Raw genomic sequence first — 15,652 nt, forward strand, 5'->3', positions numbered from 1 at the left:
AATTTGAAATGTGGTTCTCGCCTTTGAAAAACGGTGAATTTTTACTGTGAGGTTAACGTTTTTCTAGGTGGTTTTATCGCCTTTATTGCCGCAATTTTTGGCGTATAGTAGCTTGCTGCAAGTATTATTCCCCATGTTGCAAATGTGGCGGCTGACATAGCTGTTCCAACGATCGCCATTTCATGCAGCATTACCGGTATATCCGCTGGATTCGCCATAGCTGTCAGGAAAGGTGGCCATGGAACTATTTCGCCATGCCACGCGTGTTCTAAAGCCAGCAGTATTACGCCGCCCCATAATAAGGCGTTGAGAACCCAGACCTTCAGTTTTTCAGATAGGCTTCGCGCTGTCCTCTGCATGATAGATGTTATTATTGCTATCGCCATGGGAATTAGGAAACACGCCATGCTTTTATCCTCCGTAACACAAATTTTATATTTCGTAACACCAATATAAGCCTATTGGAGGAGGAAAACCATGTGGCTCATAATCTTAGCGTTTGCGGCCGCGATCGCTACAGTAATCTGGTACTCTAAGGCTGAGGAAGACAAATATATGCTTAAACTACTCTGCCTAATTCTTTGGGGCGCAACGATAATGATTCTAGTAGACCGCGTAATAGGCTATCTGATGAATGGTGGAGAATTTTTTGAGTTAACGCTAGACGCGGCAGCCCTGGGCTTCACAATGCTGACGGCTGCGCTGATCGTCTGGGGGATATCCCTACTGGTTAAGAATCCGAAGAATGTGCTCCGCGGGAAGGCTGGAAAATAATTTTGGTTTTCGCCGGGCAACAACCACAGCGTTTTTAGTGCTTTTCAGCATTCATGGTCTATTTAGTCTAGGTGTTCTAAAATCTAGATTAAAATAGTTCTCTGATTACAAGTATTTGCAAAGCGTCTCCTTTAAGGTGTGGATAGCGTTGAAATTAAATGTTGGATGGTTTTTTTAGTAGAATCGTAGAATTCTTGCTTGCCCTGATAAACGTTGCCCCATCCCTAACAGTGATCATTAATCCGCTGTTCTTCATAATGTTTCTCCCAGTTGGAGCCTACGCCGTTTTAGCGTGGCCTTGGACCATTCTCAAAGACCTTCCGGATCCGTTTCATCCGGGTGAAAGCCTATACTGGTTGACATACGCTATAAAGATTGATGAGGAAAACGTGCTTCTTCCATCCCTTTTCAGGTGGGGTATAATAGACCTATCTCTCCTAGTAGCTGGCTCAGCGCTTTTCCTGACAGCCTTCATATCTTGGCTGATGAGCCTAAAGAGGGGCGGAGGCTTAATCACCAGCGGAGTCTACGGGGTTGTTAGGCATCCGCAGTACCTGGGGATTATTCTTCTAACGTTTGGGATAACCATCAGAGCGCTTAGACCAGCATCCCTCATAGCGTGGATAGCCCTGCTAGTCGGATATCTGATTCTGGCGAGCCTAGAGGAGAAGCATTTGCTCGAAGTTTATGGTGAAAAATATGGAGAATACTCTAAGCGGACAGCGTTCATGGTGCCCTACATAAAACTTAATGTTCCAGGATGGCTCTCTCCGAGAAAACCCTACAGATACATGCTTCTCGTAGCTGTATGGGTTCTTTTAACAACTGCCATAATAATTGGCATGAGGAATATCGTCTTCGCACTAAGAAGCATATCCATTCTGGCGAAGCATATCTCCGCATAAATTAAGTTTAGCCGATAACTCTAGCCCTTATTAGCATCATCATTATCGGAGGATGCTCTCCAAGCCTTATAGAGCATCACGTATATTTATAGGCGCATCAACTTATGCAATAAAACGCTAAAGCACGCGATGTTTGAGATGAAAAAATTAACAAAGATTTTAATCGTCATAGCGCTGGCTACAGTTATAGTTGCCATGATTATCTATGAGCATCATGTCGGTTCTCGGAAACCAATAGTTGTGTTGGTAACCACAACCAGCACCTATGATTCAGGGCTACTGGACTACTTAATTCCTTTCTTTGAGGAGAAATACGGCATTGAAGTTCGCGTCCTCCCAATGGGCAGCGGCCAAGCCATAGAGGTCGCCAAGAGGGGTGACGCCGACATAGTTTTAGTGCATTCAAGGCAGCTCGAGCTCGAGTTCATGGATAGCGGCTACGGGATCCACAGGGTTGGCGTAATGTATAACGACTTCATAATAATTGGCCCTCTAGAAGACCCCGCAGGGGTAGATGGTTTAGAAAATGCTACTGAAGCCTTCCATAGAATCGCGCTTAAGGGCGCTGAGGGAAAAGCAGTTTTCATATCACGTGCAGATAGATCGGGTACTCACATGCTGGAGCTGAGCATATGGGAGAGACTCAGGGTGGCGCCTTCAAGCAGGACGCAGACATGGTACATGGAGGCTGGAGCCAGCATGGGCGCTGTGCTGCGTATGGCTAACGAGATAGGAGCCTATACGTTGACCGATAGGGCTACATGGCTATCCTTTAAGAAGGAGCTATTGAATTTGAGGGTTCTGGTTCAAGGCGACCTGATGCTTCTAAACCCGTACGCAATAATTCTAGTTAACCCAGAAAAACATCCCCATAGAAATTATAGGGGGGCGCTTATCTTAGCTAAATGGGTGACATCTGAGGAAGGTCAAAACCTAATTGCAAACTTTAAGAAGGAAGGTGAGACGCTGTTTCACCCAATAGCGCGCGACTTCAATAAAGCCAATAAGCTGGGTTTCCCGGATCAAGAGAGGGAGATAGCGTGGTATGACTCCCAAAATCCCTAAAATAAACTCTTATTCATTTTAACCTAGTAAAGCGAATCAAAAATATGGGGCTGGTGGCTATTATGGTTAATGAGGTGTTTTGGGAGGAGGTTCTCAATATAATTTTGCTTTCCCTGAGGGTTTCAGGCATATCAGTCCTGATGGGCGCGCTGATAGGTATACCGGTCGGCGCTATCCTCGGCCTTAAGCAATTTAAGGGTAAACATGCGTTAATGCGCTTCATGGACATTGCATTGAGAAGCGCTATAAACACTTTTATGGGTTTGCCGCCAGTCGTCGTCGGTCTTCTAGTTTATCTTCTATTGACTGCGTCTGGGCCGTTTGGGTGGCTTGGATTACTATATACGCCGATAGCGATGATAATAACGCAGCTAATAGAGGTTGTTCCCATAATTGTTGGGTTAACCATGTCGGCTGTCGCTAACGTCGAGAGACCTATTAGGGAGAGAGCCTTATCGCTCGGCGCATCTGAAGCTCAGGCGGTATGGCTTATTTTAAGGGAGGCTCGCATGGGGGTCTTAACCTCAATTATAACGGCTTTCGGCGCAGCGATATCGGAGGTTGGCGGCATAATTATCACTGGAGGAAACATCAGGTGGTGGACGCGGACGCTGACGACGGCCATTGTTGTTGAGACAGAGCTAGGCAACTTTACTATGGCGCTTACCCTCGGCGCGATCCTGCTATCCATAGCGTTCATAATAAATTTGGCATTAACGATGATTCAGCTTAAAGGAGAGAGGCGATAGTTGGCGACGGTTGAAGTAGAGCATCTGTTCAAAGAGTATTCTGGAAGGCAAGTTTTGAAAGATTTAAATTTCACCGTCGATGACGGAGAATTCTTCATTCTCGTGGGGCCTAACGGCGCTGGGAAAACAACTCTTCTCAGGATTCTTGATCTGCTTGAGGAGCCTACGAGCGGCAGGGTTTTCTTTAAAGGTCAACCTGTAGATTACTCGTCGAAAAATAGGGTTGCTATACGCAGAAGAATAGGTATGGTTTTTCAGCAAACAGTTCTCTTTAACACGAGCGTCTACGAGAATGTGGCTTACCCGCTGAAAATTAGAGGCTTAAGTGAACACGACGTTAGGCGGAGAGTTAGGGAGGCGCTTAAATTGGTTCAGATGGATGGGCTTGAAAGCAAAAACGCTTTAGGTTTGTCAGGTGGGGAGGCTCAGAGAGTGGCTATAGCCCAAGCGTTGGTGATAGAGCCTGAGCTCCTCCTTCTAGATGAACCTACAGCGAATCTCGATCCGAGAAACATCTCGATAATTGAGGAGATACTATCCTACGTTAATAGGGAAAAGCGGGCAACAATAATCATGACGACGCATAACATGCTCCAAGCGGAAAATCTGGCGCAGAGAGTAGCATTCCTGAATGAAGGAAGGATAGAGGCTATAGGAACATTTCAGGAAGTCTTCAGTAAGCCGTCAAAGCGCATTAGGAGCTTCACTAGATTAGAGAACATCTTTTATGGTTTTTCGAAGATAACTGATGATGGAACATCCATTATAGATGTTGGCGACGGCTTACGGATTGAAGCCGTAGCTAGAAAGACCGGGAATGTAGTGTTGCATGTGCCCCCCGAAGACATTATTCTGTCAACTCATCCCATAATTTCAAGCGCAAGAAACATGTTTGAAGGCAGAGTTACACAAATATCCGATGTAGATTATGCGGTAAAGCTGAAAGTTAATGTTGGAGCGAAAAGCTTCGTGGTTCAAATAACCAAGCGATCATTTAATGAAATGAAACTCAGCATAGGCGCAAAGGTATACATAGCGTTTAAAGCCTCGTCGGTTCAAGTCACTTAAGAACCTAAAAGACGGAAAAACCGAATTTTTGATTTGAAATGTTATTTTGATTGAACATCAGATAAAAGTCTTAATGATTCATCTATAAGCCTCTCTCCGGTGCCCTTTTCAACTATACATATTGGAAAAGTTGCCTCGTATCCGCCCTCTTCATAGTCTCTCTCAGTTGGGATGTAGCCAAAGTAGCCGTTACAGTATCCGGCTACGAGCGTATTTTTGAAGGGAGAACCCTCTTTTATCTTCAACCCTATTTCTACGAGTACTTCGCTTGGAAGCATCACGATGGCTGTGCTGTCAGATAACGCTAGAACAGTTATTGGGAGGTCTAAGTATTCAATATCTTTAAACCTCTCTAAAACGCGAATTTTAGCCTCAACCATGTAACGCTGATATGCGCTTGAAGATTCTTTAGATCTCTCTAGAGCCTCAAGCTCCCGCCTAGCATCCTCAATCGTTAAAGGTTTCCAAATCCTAGCCTTAACAATAGATTTCTTCACTCTCAAGATGGGTTTCTCAGGCGCGGATATCTCAGCGGTCTTAACGGCTTCACACGCAAGGGTGCGCCCCATCCACTCCACGTCTTCAAAAGTCCCAATGCTCCTATCATACACCCTCGTTAAATCCGTCTTATATGTGAGCGGATTTATGTCACCACATGTGCCGTTTAGGAATATGGGGAAGCCTCCTGTGAGAATTTTCACGTAGTGGTTTAAGGCGCCGGGGTAGTCGGCACTTATCTGAAGATTATTACGTCCCATAACAACGGCGTGGCACGTAAAGTTGACTAGCAATGCTTTATAGGCTGAGCCGTGTTTGAAGGAAACCACGTGAATTTTAGGGTCTATTAAGCCAGACTCCGGTTTTCTCCTGTTTACGGTAATGCCGTTTACTGAGCCTATACCAGAGTAGAGTTGAGCTTCTTCGGCTCTTCTGCCAGCCATATAAGCAGTTCCAGCAGCTATTCTAGCGAAGTATCTGCTAAGCTCGTAATCGAGCTCCGGGCCAGCGTGAGTATGAGTGGCAGCTATCGTAACTCTATCCTCATCCATGTTTAACATTTTAGATGTTAGGTTCCGAAAATGTTCTAAGAGTTCAGAATTTATTCCAATAACGTCTAAGACAATTATTGCGAAAACTTCATTCCCATCTTCAAAATATAGAGCGCGGCACATGAGATCATCGTGAACACCTTCAGACGGCTGAACTCTAGATGCGTAACCTGAGAGGTGAACGCCAACTGGGGGAGTAATAATAGATGATGCGCATCCAATCTTCATTTAAAACGCCCAATGAACAAATACTTCATTAAAATATTTATCTCTTCTGAGAAGGGGGCTTAGCGAAAAGTTTCATTTATGCTATAAACTTGTATATTAATGAATTAAGTTTAAGTGTGGGGTGATGGCGCCTGGGGAGGTTTAAGGTCGCTATAACAGATTCAGGTTATGAGTCGCATGAGATTGAGGAGGCTGTTCTATCTAGGGTAGGCGCTGAGCTCGTTAGGTTTCAGTGTAAAAGCGAGGAGGAAGTCGTCGAGTATTGTAGCGATGCGGATGCGCTGCTGAACACTTATGCTCCGATCACTAGGAGAGTTATTGAAAATCTTCGGAGGGTTAAGGTGATAGTGCGCTACGGTATTGGGGTCGACAATATAGATCTTGAGGCGGCTACCGAGAAGGGCGTATTTGTCGCCAACGTCATATACGATGTCACCGATATCGCTGATCATGCTGTCGGATTGATTCTCTCGCTTCTGAGGAAAATACCGTTAGCGGATCGAAGCGTTAAAGATGGGTTTTGGGATTGGAGGGTTACGCGTCCAATATCGCGCTTAAAGGGGAGGACTGTTGGCATAATAGGTTTTGGCAGGATTGGGAGAAAGGTGGCCCAGAGATTAGGGGGCTTCGAGGTTAAAATAGTATCCTATGACCCCTATGTTCCAGAAAACTTGTTCGCCGAATATCGGGTTGAAAAAGTTGATTTCGAGACGCTAATTAGGGAGTCAGACATAATTACTGTGCATGTCCCTCTAACGAGAGAGACTAGGCATATGATAGGTGAAAAAGAGTTTAGAAGCATGAAGCGAGAGGCGATCATAATTAACACATCTAGGGGAGGCGTCATCGATGAGCAGGCTCTTTATAAAGCCCTGAAGGAGGGCCGGATAGCTGGCGCTGGGCTGGATGTGCTGGAGAAGGAGCCGCCTGAAAAAGATAATCCGCTTCTTAAGCTAGATAACGTGATAATAACACCGCACATGGCTTGGTACTCAAATGAATCCTTAGATGAAATTCGGAGAATGGCGGCTGAAGAGGTTGCTAGGGTTTTAAGCGGGCAAATACCCGTTAACCTAGTAAACAAAGATGTGCTTAAAAAATTGCAGAGTGAAGGGATGAGTAATGTTGGGCGCTTCATTCAGCAACCATCATAAGCATACGATTAATATTTAATGATGTGTAATGTGTAGTGATGGGTGAAGCTGGCTGGTAGAGTTTGAGTCTAAGTCCAGCAGGATTTTAAAGATTACCGCCGATCACATCATTGTCTTTGATGATTTTAGAAACGTTAATTTAAAGGAGAAAGCGGATTTAATCTTCGCCGACCCGCCGTTTGGTATAGAGTTTAAGGGTAATCTCGCCACATATAATAGGGCTCCTGACGCTCTCTCCTACATCGAGGTTCCTAGAGAGGAGTACCCCAAGTTCATTAGGGAGCTTGTCGAATGGTGTTATAAAGCCCTAAAGCCTAATGGAAGCATGTGGCTCCTCTCAGGCTGGAATAACCTTAGACATGTCTTAGACGCCGTCGAAGATACCGGCTTCATCCAATTAAACCACATTATCTGGAAATATCAGTTCGGCGTATTCACTAAAAAGAAGTTTGTCACATCCCATTACCACCTGCTGCTATTGGTTAAAAACGAAGAAGAGTACACGTTCAATAAGCCTGAACACTATCCGGAAGACGTGTGGATAATTAAGAGACCGTATCACCGCGGCGAAGAGACGGCTGGAAACGAGCTTCCAGATCAACTGGTTGAAAGATGCGTCGCAACATCATCTAATCCAGGCGATTTAGTGGTGGATCCGGTCCTCGGCTCCGGAACAACAATGCATGTATGCCTAAAGCTCAACAGGAGATGCTTAGGGATAGAGATAAACCCGCACCTCGAAAAGAGGATAAGGGAAAAGCTAAGAGCGTGGCTTGAGCATACAAGTCGCCCTTAATGCCAACCAGACAAAGCCCTTCTACACTTAAAAAAAGGCCGTTTCCATGGAAAGGTTTAGAACCCGCGCCACTTAAACCTGTTTTTGCACCTCCGTAAGTTGGCGAGATCTCTGAGTTTTTCCGTCATAAGCCGGCTCCCTTTGATCCATAACTTAGAAAAACTTTACAATCTACTATTGAAGTACGCTGTTCCTTCCCTTGTAAGGTTTCCAGGGGATCCGTCTTGATCCGGGTTAAAAAGCAGAGTCAGAGCGGTTCAAAAAGCAAATTTTCTCGGAGCAGTCTATAACAGCGTATGTGAAGATCCTACGAATTAAATGATATTCAGGAAGCGCAAATAGAAGAGTGGACGGAGAACGCGGAATGGTGGACGGGGAGCCCTCTATCACTTTGGGTTCGAATTACTTCCCCACTAGATTTATCTTTTTTCATGGATGGATCTCGCCCCATCATGTTAATCATATACTATCCTTTTGACGCTAATACTTATAGATTGCTGTTTCCTGCCAGAGAAGATTTCTTATAATACTTTTGTTCCTTTTAGCGTTCGACGCCTTTTAGACAAAGCTACAGTTAGCGGTTTTATCAGACCGTGTTTCATTAAATGAAAATTCTAATGACTGCTTTTTAATAAAATTTATAAACTCAAAACAATGTTTTGAGTTATAGACCTCCATCTTCAGGTCATGAAGTGTGGGGGCTATGTTGAGTTTAGACTCGCGTTATTTGGCTCGTGTCAGGCTTGAGGCTATGCGGAGGCATGTTTGGTTTAAGGCGCTTTCCAGTCTTGAGAGGGGCTTGGTGGATTTTGTGATCAGGGTTGTTGATAGGCCTAGGAGCCCAAGGCTGATTGAGAGCCTAGCTAGAATAGTTATTAAGGTTAAGATGGCTATGATGAGCCCATTGAGACGGCTTATGGAGGAGATTGGTAGGCCGCTGGCCAAAAGGATTAGCACTATAGCCCTAAAATGGGGGAACAAGAACGCTGTGGAATGGGCTGAGGATAAAGGCTTCATGAGATACCTCACAATAGTGGACATGAATAATATTCCCGGATTTCGATTAAGCGAATCTCTACTAATGAATCAGCAAACTGCCATATGAGAAGTTTTAAATTTGGGATGTTCTTCAAATTTGTATCGTTTACTGGTGATCCATGTTGAGTAAAGATCAAGCGATAGGCGTGATGCTTCTAATAGCTGGAGTTCTAGGCATAGTTATTTACGGCTGGCTTGTCTTCTTAACAGAATGGTCTATGCTCGTCCTTCAATTAACTGGCTTCATAGCCGTAGCCACGATACTGGCAATATTCTCATGGATAGGCTATACTCTCGCAACAACCCCTCCACCCAAACCAATAGAAGAAATAGAAAAAGAAGTCGAAGAAGAACTTAAGAAGTCTGAGGGAAAAGATCAAAAGGGTAGGTCCTACTCTAAGTGAAGCTATGAACCGCTCTATTAAGGTTTCCGTAGTTATTCCTTCACTTAATGAGAGAGACCATTGGAGAATATATTGAGAAAGTCAAAAATGTTTTTAAACATTATAGTATTGATGGCGAGATAATTGTCTCCGATAATTCTAGCGATGAAACTCCTGAGATTGCTAGGTCTTTGGGGCTAAAGTTGTTACCCCTGATAGGAGGGGTCATGGCTATGCTTACCTATATGGGTTTAAGTATGCTAGTGGCGATATTCTGATTCTGGGGGATGCTGATGGAACATATGACTTCTCTGAAATGCTCAAGCTTTTAGAGCCAATATTGAGAGGTGAAGCCGACTTAGTTGTTGGAAGCCGGTTTAAGGGTAGAATTGAGAAGGGGGCTATGCCCTGGCTTCACAGATATATTGGCAATCCAATTTTAACGTTTATTCTCAATCTACTTTTTAAGGCTGGTGTTAGCGATGCTCATTGTGGTTTCAGGGCTATTTCTAATGCTGCTCCCTTCTCTCCGGTTTCTCTTTTCAAGCGTCTTGGCTGTGGCCGTAATCAGTTTATATATTGTCTTAAGTAAGCTTGCTAACGCTTTAGTTGTTCATGCCGAAGTTTTCAGAGAATGGTTAAATGAGTGGGGTATCAGAAATGTGCATATAATTCCTCATGGAGCCGAAATAAGCGGAAAATATAATGAAATTAAAAAAGAGGATAAGAATGTTATTTTGTGTCTTGGTACAATTGCTCCTAGAAAAGGCATTGAAACATTACTTCAAGCTGTTTTACTGGTAAAGGAAAAATTAAAAGAAAAAAATATTGTGACTATTATTGCTGGTCCAACGCCGTCTGTTTTAGGCGATGGTGAATACTTGGCTAAAATTGCTCAATTATGTAGCAACATGCGGGATATAGTTATGCTTCGCGGATATTTAGCGGATATAGAGGTGGAGAAACTGCTTAAAAGAACCCTATTAATGTGCCTTCCATATCCTGTTTCTATTGCTGCCTCAGGACCACTTATGATAGCTATTGGAAGGGGGATTCCTGTAATCACTAGCTCCACACCCTATTTTATTGAGGTTCTAGGTGAAGATTATCCGTTAATGTTTAAACCGGGCGATGTAGTCTCGCTCGCAAAATTACTTGAAGCTGTTCTTGAAAACGATCTCTTGATCTCAAGAGCGCTCTCTAGAATAAATTCCATAAATTCCAAATGAAGTGGAATTTATGGAACTAAGTGAAATCTCTAGATTAATAAAAAACCAAGGTAGAACGGTTCTTATTGGTGCAACGTATTACGATCAAATAGTCATTAGAGGATTAGCCGGAATTTTTGTTGATTTTGGAGATTGTAACGAAATTTTAGTAGATATCCTAACAAAAACTGAGCTCAAGTATGCGATCATTAAGAGGGGAGCGATGTCGCAAAGAGATATTCTTCGTTTGGTTTCTCTGGGCTTCAAATTTATATATAATGGTTCAGAGATGCTGCTGGCTCATTTAGAAACACAATCATTTAATGATAATTTTGACAACCCGTACTATAAACTCAGGTTTAAAATGAAACATGAATACTCACGAATATGGTTTTTAGTCATAGCGAAGGGCGCAACTATAATAAATGGTACAGTAAAAATAGATAAATCTTCATAAGCAAATGGTAATTCAAGGTGAAATTAAATTCTCCACAGTACTTTATCTTCCTCATTCTGGACGCATAATGCAAAATTATTGTTTAAGGGGAAAGTTAATTGTAACTCCTTTATATGCAGATAATCTTTCAGGCTACTGTATCTTTAATATCCAAAGTCTATATTAAGTCAAAAAATAAATGTTGATCTTCTTCTCGTTGATAATCTAGTGATTTTCTATTAAAATGTTTAAGAGCGCTAAATCTTATTAGACGGGCTTCCCTTTTGGATGGAGTGAATGAAAATATGGATGCCAGATTGCAGGGAATGAGTGTTGCCGCAGTCGTCGTAACCTATAACAGGAAGGAAATATTACGGGAATGTTTGTTAGCATTATTATCTCAAACGAAACGCATAAATGAAATTATTGTTATTGATGGCCCAAGTACAGACGGCACAACGGAGATGGTTAAAGAAGTGGAGGTGCTGGTGGATTTTATGAAGGGATGAAGGTTGCATATAAAAGAGGATATGATTGGATCTGGATGATGGACGATGATGCGATACCTGAGAACGACACATTAGAAAAACTATTATTGGCTGTAGGCGACAGTTCAGATGTAATAGCGCGGCCAGCGCTCACGAATAATCCTAATCAGTTTACTCCTTGGTTTGCAGGTGGAATTTTCTCACGAAGCGTGATATCACGTATAGGGTTGCCGTGGCGAGAACTATTTATTCATTGGGATGACGTGGAGTATGCCATGAGAGCCGAGAAGAACGGTATAAAAATAGTAAATGTTAAAGATACAAAAATTTACCACAAAGATTGGACTTTAAGGGGTCGCTTAAGTAAGAGGGTCTTAGGAAAAACCTTAAGTATTCCATTACACCCGAAGGGAAAGAAATATTATTATATTCAACGAAATAAATTTTATGTATTTATGAGACATAAAAAATGGAAGGAATTGTTTCTCTCTCACTTTTATTTTAGTGAAGGATTTGATTATCTATTTGCTCTTCGGTCAAAAAGAAAAGGTGCTATGCGTACTTAAAGGTACCATAGATTGGTTTTTAGGTAGAACTGGAAAGTCTTGCTGGACGCATAAATCTTAAAGTATTACTCCAGTTTAATATTTGCCTAATCTCGACTCGAAAACGCCAAGATGTATGTGCATTTGTATTATGAGAACTAACAAGGGATTTATGCGTAAAATCTTAATGAAAAGGTGGTTAACTCTAGATTTTGCTACAACGATTAGGTACACCCATATTATCCACTCTATTTTAAGTATTAAGCATAAGCAGGGTTTCTCCATCTTAGATGTTGGTGCTGGCCCAGGATTTTTGGCGGAGGAATTAAGAATGAAAGGGTTTGATATTGTTGTTTCAGATATAAATCCTCAGCAAATGAAAGAGGTAAAGTCTCTACTAAAAGTTGAGTCGATAGTTCTTGATGCAGCACATTTATGTTTTAAGGATAAAGCCTTTGACATAGTTATATCATCAGATGTCTACGAACATTTAGATGAATTTATAGATTGGTATAAGGAACATAATGTGAAATCATTTTCAGATATACGAAAGGTTAAAGATTTGCTTAGTGATAGTTATCGTTATGAAGTCAAACCTTACCAAGGCATTTTAGCTTTATCTCTTTATGCCATGCTTATTAAACTCAAATTACCCTCTGCTTTTAAATTTTTATTTAACAGTCTTTTTTATCTAGTATTTCTCTATCTGGACAAACTACCTCCATTTTACTCCTTTTTATTTACTGTGAATCTGGAATAATTTAGTTGAGGTGAATTTATGTTAGATGTAGTAGTTTTAGGTGGCGGATTAGCTGGTGTTCTTTATGGCTTAGAATTTAAAGTAACACATCCTGCTGTGAACATTGCAATACTAGAGAGACAGGAGATTACCGGCGGTCTGTTGAGAAGCGAGACAATAAGAGACCATGTATTTGATGTTGGTGGGAGCCATATAATCTTCTCAAGAAATAGGGTAGTTTTAGATAGAATGCTTGAGATCCTCAATAGTAGTACTTATGAATTGTTGAGAAAATCCTTCGTAATGATTTCTCATAATCTTATTCCTTATCCTCTTGAAAATAATTTAAATATGCTTCCCCAGGAGGATCGAATTGATGCATTAATATCGTTTCTTGAAGCATGGGATGCAAGAAGGGATCGTATTCCGAAGAATCTAAGTGAGTGGATTTATAGTTTCTTCGGTAAGTGGATTGCTGAAAGATATCTTGTTCCCTACAATTTAAAGATTTGGAAGAGGCCGCTAGAAGAAATTGATGTCGACTGGGTGTATACGCTGGGTAGATTGCCCATCCCTGACTGGAGAGATGTCGTCAGATCAGCTATGGGTCAACCTACTAGGCTATAAAGAGCAGTTTAAATTCTACTATCCCAGGCTTAGACCCCTAACTTTTACTGGTCCTAAGCAGCTTGTTCCAGTTGCGAATAAGCCTATCTCGCAGTATGTTCTTGAGGATCTTGTTTCAGCCGGCGTCAAGGATATAGCGATAGTTTTAGGCGAGACCTACCCAGAGCTTGTTAAGGAGCATTATGGTGACGGCTCAAAATTTGGGGCTAAGATAACATATATTTATCAGGGTAAGCCCCTTGGAATAGCCCATGCTGTCGCACTGTGCAGGGAGTTTGCGGGAGAGGACAAATTCATCGTTTATTTGGGCGATAACCTCCTGCAGCATGGGATAAAACCCTACCTAGAGAAGTTTTTGAGTGGAGAGTTAGATGCGATGGTTCTACTGAAGGAGGTGAGGGATCCGATGAGCTTCGGAGTAGCTAAGTTTGACGAGAGGGGTAACCTCATAGGTTTGGTTGAGAAGCCGAAGAAACCCCCAAGCAACTATGCACTTGTAGGAGTATACTTCCTGACACCAGTTTTCTTCGAGGTTGCTAAGGATCTTAAGCCCAGCTGGCGTGGGGAACTAGAGATAACGGATGCATTACAAATGATGATCGACCGTAAGCTTAAGGTGTCATATGAGGTTGTAAGAGGCTGGTGGATTGATACGGGTAAAAAGGACGATATACTTGAAGCAAACGCACTAATACTGGACGAGAGAATAGAGAGAGACATTCAGGGAGAAATAATAAACTCTAGAATCGAGGGCAGAGTAAACATTGAAAAGGGTGCGAAAATAGTTAACAGCGTAGTTAGGGGGCCAACCATAATAGGAGAGAACAGCAAAGTGGAAGGTAGCTTCATAGGCCCCTACACAAGCATAGGTAAAAACGCGCATATTAAAGACAGCTCCATAGAGTACAGCGTAATATTAGACGGTGCCGAGATAACAGGAGTAGAGAGGCTTGAAGAAAGCCTAATAGGAAGAAATACGAAAATCAAAAGAGGTGAAGGGAGAAAAATAATAAAACTTCACGTAGGAGACTACTCAGAAATAAACCTCTAGCATCAATATTACTTTAAACCTTTCTCCATTTCTAAGTTCTTCCTTTTCTTAGAGAGATTAAATTTCCTATAGGCTTCCACGCTATTAGTCTCTTTCCCTTAGTATTTTAAATTCTCTATTGTTAAAGCGATAACCTGACGGCATGATTCTAGCCGTTGCTAGGAAACTTTATGTATCAGGGGTGATACTATGCTCTTTGATTCCAGACCAAAGGAGCGGTTGGAGGAGCTTTTCGATAGTGAGAAGGAGTTGAAATTGCTTGAAAGGGCAGTTAGCACACCGATAACTCTGCTTTTAGGTGTTAGACGAGTTGGCAAAACTTCCCTCTTAAAGGCGTTTTTAAACAGCTTAAGAGTACCATACGTGTACTTGGATCTGAGGGTTTTGGAGAAGAGCGGATATAGCCGGGCGCAGCTCTACCAAGCTCTCTCAAACTCCATATCTAGTTGCACCTTCAGGTGGAAAAAGATGCTGGAATTCTTCAAAGGCATAAAGGGTGCGAGTATTTCAGGCTTTAAAATAGAACTCGACTGGAGAGAACGCTCTCTAACCCTAATATCAATTCTAGATAGATTAAATAATTACGCACTGGAAACCGATGAAGGCTTTATTGTCATCTCATTTGATGAGGCGCAAATGCTGAGATTTCTGGAGGGCGGCAAGGGTAGAATTGACTTTAGAAGAATGCTAGCTTATGCTTACGACAATCTAAGAGACTTAAGGTTTATACTCACCGGTTCTGAGGTTGGGTTATTGCTGAGCTTCCTGAGGCTTGACGATGCTTCAAGCCCGCTTTATGGCAGATACGTTAGCGTTATAAGGGTTGAAAGATTCCCCCGCGAATCATCCATTGAATTCTTAAAACAGGGCTTTAAAGAAGTAAATCTAAGTGTGAGCGACGATATACTTGAGGCCATTGTGGATAAGGTTGACGGCATAGTTGGATGGCTAACCTTCTTCGGCTATATGTGTCTCGAATCCGAAAGCATATCTAAAGAAGTAATAGGGACGGTAACTGAGAAGGCATTAAGGCTTGTTGAAGGCGAACTTGAGGGATTATTTAAAAGATCACGCCAATACAAGCATTTTCTGAAAGCCATATCCATGGGGGCAAATTCATGGAGCAACATAAAAAGGGCTGTTGAAATATGGATTGGAAGAAGCCTAACAAACGCGGAGACAACAAGGTTCTTAAACACGCTAATAAATTTAGGCATCGTGGAGAAAACAAACAGCGAATACAAAATAACAGACCCACTAATAAACGAGTACTGCAAGAAAATATAACTACAAACCAATACTCTCCTAAAAGATAGGTTTTAATGATTAGAAAAATCCATTAAACCATC

Annotated in this window: 18 protein-coding genes and 2 pseudogenes; 18 read left to right on the forward strand and 2 right to left on the reverse strand. The window is 42.2% G+C overall.

Annotation, left to right across the window (positions count from 1 at the left end; all coding sequences use genetic code 11):
- Positions 1 to 41: 41 nt before the first annotated feature.
- Positions 42 to 407 carry a hypothetical protein gene (locus QXR61_04550; protein ID MEM3757216.1) on the reverse strand — a complete coding sequence of 122 codons (366 nt, stop codon included), beginning with the start codon at positions 405 to 407 and terminating at the stop codon, positions 42 to 44.
- A 70-nt stretch (positions 408 to 477) separates the two neighbouring features.
- On the opposite strand from QXR61_04550, the gene QXR61_04555 reads away from it, so the two are divergent.
- From QXR61_04555 to QXR61_04575, 5 genes are all read left to right on the forward strand, one after another.
- Positions 478 to 774 (forward strand): hypothetical protein, encoded by a 297-nt coding sequence (locus QXR61_04555; GenBank protein MEM3757217.1) that lies wholly within the window; start codon positions 478 to 480, stop codon positions 772 to 774.
- 158 nt (positions 775 to 932) lie between these two features.
- Positions 933 to 1,679, forward strand: coding sequence for a methyltransferase (locus QXR61_04560; protein ID MEM3757218.1), 747 nt, complete (start codon positions 933 to 935; stop codon positions 1,677 to 1,679).
- A 138-nt stretch (positions 1,680 to 1,817) separates the two neighbouring features.
- Positions 1,818 to 2,744: a substrate-binding domain-containing protein gene (locus tag QXR61_04565; GenBank protein MEM3757219.1), complete on the forward strand. Its 927-nt coding sequence runs from the start codon at positions 1,818 to 1,820 to the stop codon at positions 2,742 to 2,744.
- Positions 2,745 to 2,806: 62 nt separating this feature from the next.
- The gene (locus tag QXR61_04570) at positions 2,807 to 3,493 is read left to right on the forward strand and encodes an ABC transporter permease (protein MEM3757220.1); all 687 of its coding nucleotides are present in this window, start codon (positions 2,807 to 2,809) and stop codon (positions 3,491 to 3,493) included.
- Positions 3,494 to 4,561: an ABC transporter ATP-binding protein gene (locus QXR61_04575; GenBank protein MEM3757221.1), complete on the forward strand. Its 1,068-nt coding sequence runs from the start codon at positions 3,494 to 3,496 to the stop codon at positions 4,559 to 4,561.
- 41 nt (positions 4,562 to 4,602) lie between these two features.
- Here the strand turns inward: QXR61_04575 and QXR61_04580 are convergent, their stop codons facing one another.
- Positions 4,603 to 5,838: a neutral/alkaline non-lysosomal ceramidase N-terminal domain-containing protein gene (locus QXR61_04580; protein ID MEM3757222.1), complete on the reverse strand. Its 1,236-nt coding sequence runs from the start codon at positions 5,836 to 5,838 to the stop codon at positions 4,603 to 4,605.
- A 182-nt stretch (positions 5,839 to 6,020) separates the two neighbouring features.
- Between QXR61_04580 and QXR61_04585 the strand changes: the two genes are divergently transcribed.
- The 13 genes and pseudogenes from QXR61_04585 (at position 6,021) to QXR61_04645 (ending at position 15,590) form a co-directional block, all read left to right on the forward strand.
- Entirely contained in the window at positions 6,021 to 6,992 is a 972-nt protein-coding gene (locus QXR61_04585) for a C-terminal binding protein (GenBank protein MEM3757223.1), read from the forward strand.
- A 160-nt stretch (positions 6,993 to 7,152) separates the two neighbouring features.
- Positions 7,153 to 7,788 carry a site-specific DNA-methyltransferase gene (locus QXR61_04590; GenBank protein MEM3757224.1) on the forward strand — a complete coding sequence of 212 codons (636 nt, stop codon included), beginning with the start codon at positions 7,153 to 7,155 and terminating at the stop codon, positions 7,786 to 7,788.
- A 703-nt stretch (positions 7,789 to 8,491) separates the two neighbouring features.
- On the forward strand, positions 8,492 to 8,893 hold the full coding sequence (locus QXR61_04595; GenBank protein MEM3757225.1) for a hypothetical protein: 402 nt from the start codon (positions 8,492 to 8,494) through the stop codon (positions 8,891 to 8,893).
- A gap of 55 nt (positions 8,894 to 8,948) precedes the next feature.
- Complete coding sequence (locus tag QXR61_04600) at positions 8,949 to 9,230, forward strand: transcriptional regulator (GenBank protein MEM3757226.1); 282 nt, start codon at positions 8,949 to 8,951, stop codon at positions 9,228 to 9,230.
- A gap of 47 nt (positions 9,231 to 9,277) precedes the next feature.
- The gene (locus QXR61_04605; protein ID MEM3757227.1) at positions 9,278 to 9,487 is read left to right on the forward strand and encodes a hypothetical protein; all 210 of its coding nucleotides are present in this window, start codon (positions 9,278 to 9,280) and stop codon (positions 9,485 to 9,487) included.
- A pseudogene (locus QXR61_04610) lies at positions 9,469 to 9,801 on the forward strand (glycosyltransferase family 2 protein). The gene QXR61_04605 and the pseudogene QXR61_04610 overlap by 19 nt, the downstream one beginning before the upstream one ends.
- A complete protein-coding gene (locus QXR61_04615) occupies positions 9,692 to 10,438 on the forward strand; it encodes a glycosyltransferase family 4 protein (GenBank protein ID MEM3757228.1) in 747 nt (248 codons plus the stop codon). Before QXR61_04610 ends, QXR61_04615 begins: the two are co-directional and overlap by 110 nt.
- Before the next feature lie 10 nt (positions 10,439 to 10,448).
- Positions 10,449 to 10,874 (forward strand): hypothetical protein, encoded by a 426-nt coding sequence (locus tag QXR61_04620; protein MEM3757229.1) that lies wholly within the window; start codon positions 10,449 to 10,451, stop codon positions 10,872 to 10,874.
- Between the two features lie 305 nt (positions 10,875 to 11,179).
- Positions 11,180 to 11,907: pseudogene (locus QXR61_04625) on the forward strand (glycosyltransferase family 2 protein).
- Between the two features lie 130 nt (positions 11,908 to 12,037).
- Positions 12,038 to 12,646, forward strand: coding sequence for a class I SAM-dependent methyltransferase (locus QXR61_04630; protein ID MEM3757230.1), 609 nt, complete (start codon positions 12,038 to 12,040; stop codon positions 12,644 to 12,646).
- Between the two features lie 18 nt (positions 12,647 to 12,664).
- Positions 12,665 to 13,252, forward strand: coding sequence for an NAD(P)-binding protein (locus tag QXR61_04635; GenBank protein ID MEM3757231.1), 588 nt, complete (start codon positions 12,665 to 12,667; stop codon positions 13,250 to 13,252).
- Positions 13,212 to 14,303: a glucose-1-phosphate thymidylyltransferase gene (locus QXR61_04640; GenBank protein MEM3757232.1), complete on the forward strand. Its 1,092-nt coding sequence runs from the start codon at positions 13,212 to 13,214 to the stop codon at positions 14,301 to 14,303. Before QXR61_04635 ends, QXR61_04640 begins: the two co-directional genes overlap by 41 nt.
- Positions 14,304 to 14,492: 189 nt before the next feature.
- Positions 14,493 to 15,590, forward strand: coding sequence for an ATP-binding protein (locus QXR61_04645; GenBank protein ID MEM3757233.1), 1,098 nt, complete (start codon positions 14,493 to 14,495; stop codon positions 15,588 to 15,590).
- The last annotated feature ends 62 nt before the right edge of the window (positions 15,591 to 15,652 follow it).

Source organism: Candidatus Bathyarchaeia archaeon (assembly GCA_038882715.1).
In the GTDB taxonomy this organism is placed as follows: Archaea; Thermoproteota; Bathyarchaeia; order Bathyarchaeales; family DTEX01; genus DTEX01.

Coding starts and splice junctions, on each gene's coding strand:
- QXR61_04555 (MEM3757217.1), top strand. CDS start 478: ATGTGGCTCATAATCTTAGCGTTTGCGGCCGCGATCGCTACAGTAATC.
- QXR61_04645 (MEM3757233.1), top strand. CDS start 14,493: ATGCTCTTTGATTCCAGACCAAAGGAGCGGTTGGAGGAGCTTTTCGAT.
- QXR61_04560 (MEM3757218.1), top strand. CDS start 933: ATGTTGGATGGTTTTTTTAGTAGAATCGTAGAATTCTTGCTTGCCCTG.
- QXR61_04630 (MEM3757230.1), top strand. CDS start 12,038: ATGAGAACTAACAAGGGATTTATGCGTAAAATCTTAATGAAAAGGTGG.
- QXR61_04615 (MEM3757228.1), top strand. CDS start 9,692: ATGCTCATTGTGGTTTCAGGGCTATTTCTAATGCTGCTCCCTTCTCTC.
- QXR61_04595 (MEM3757225.1), top strand. CDS start 8,492: ATGTTGAGTTTAGACTCGCGTTATTTGGCTCGTGTCAGGCTTGAGGCT.
- QXR61_04565 (MEM3757219.1), top strand. CDS start 1,818: ATGAAAAAATTAACAAAGATTTTAATCGTCATAGCGCTGGCTACAGTT.
- QXR61_04550 (MEM3757216.1), bottom strand. CDS start 407: ATGGCGTGTTTCCTAATTCCCATGGCGATAGCAATAATAACATCTATC.
- QXR61_04580 (MEM3757222.1), bottom strand. CDS start 5,838: ATGAAGATTGGATGCGCATCATCTATTATTACTCCCCCAGTTGGCGTT.
- QXR61_04635 (MEM3757231.1), top strand. CDS start 12,665: ATGTTAGATGTAGTAGTTTTAGGTGGCGGATTAGCTGGTGTTCTTTAT.
- QXR61_04605 (MEM3757227.1), top strand. CDS start 9,278: ATGAGAGAGACCATTGGAGAATATATTGAGAAAGTCAAAAATGTTTTT.
- QXR61_04620 (MEM3757229.1), top strand. CDS start 10,449: ATGGAACTAAGTGAAATCTCTAGATTAATAAAAAACCAAGGTAGAACG.
- QXR61_04570 (MEM3757220.1), top strand. CDS start 2,807: ATGGTTAATGAGGTGTTTTGGGAGGAGGTTCTCAATATAATTTTGCTT.
- QXR61_04640 (MEM3757232.1), top strand. CDS start 13,212: ATGTCGTCAGATCAGCTATGGGTCAACCTACTAGGCTATAAAGAGCAG.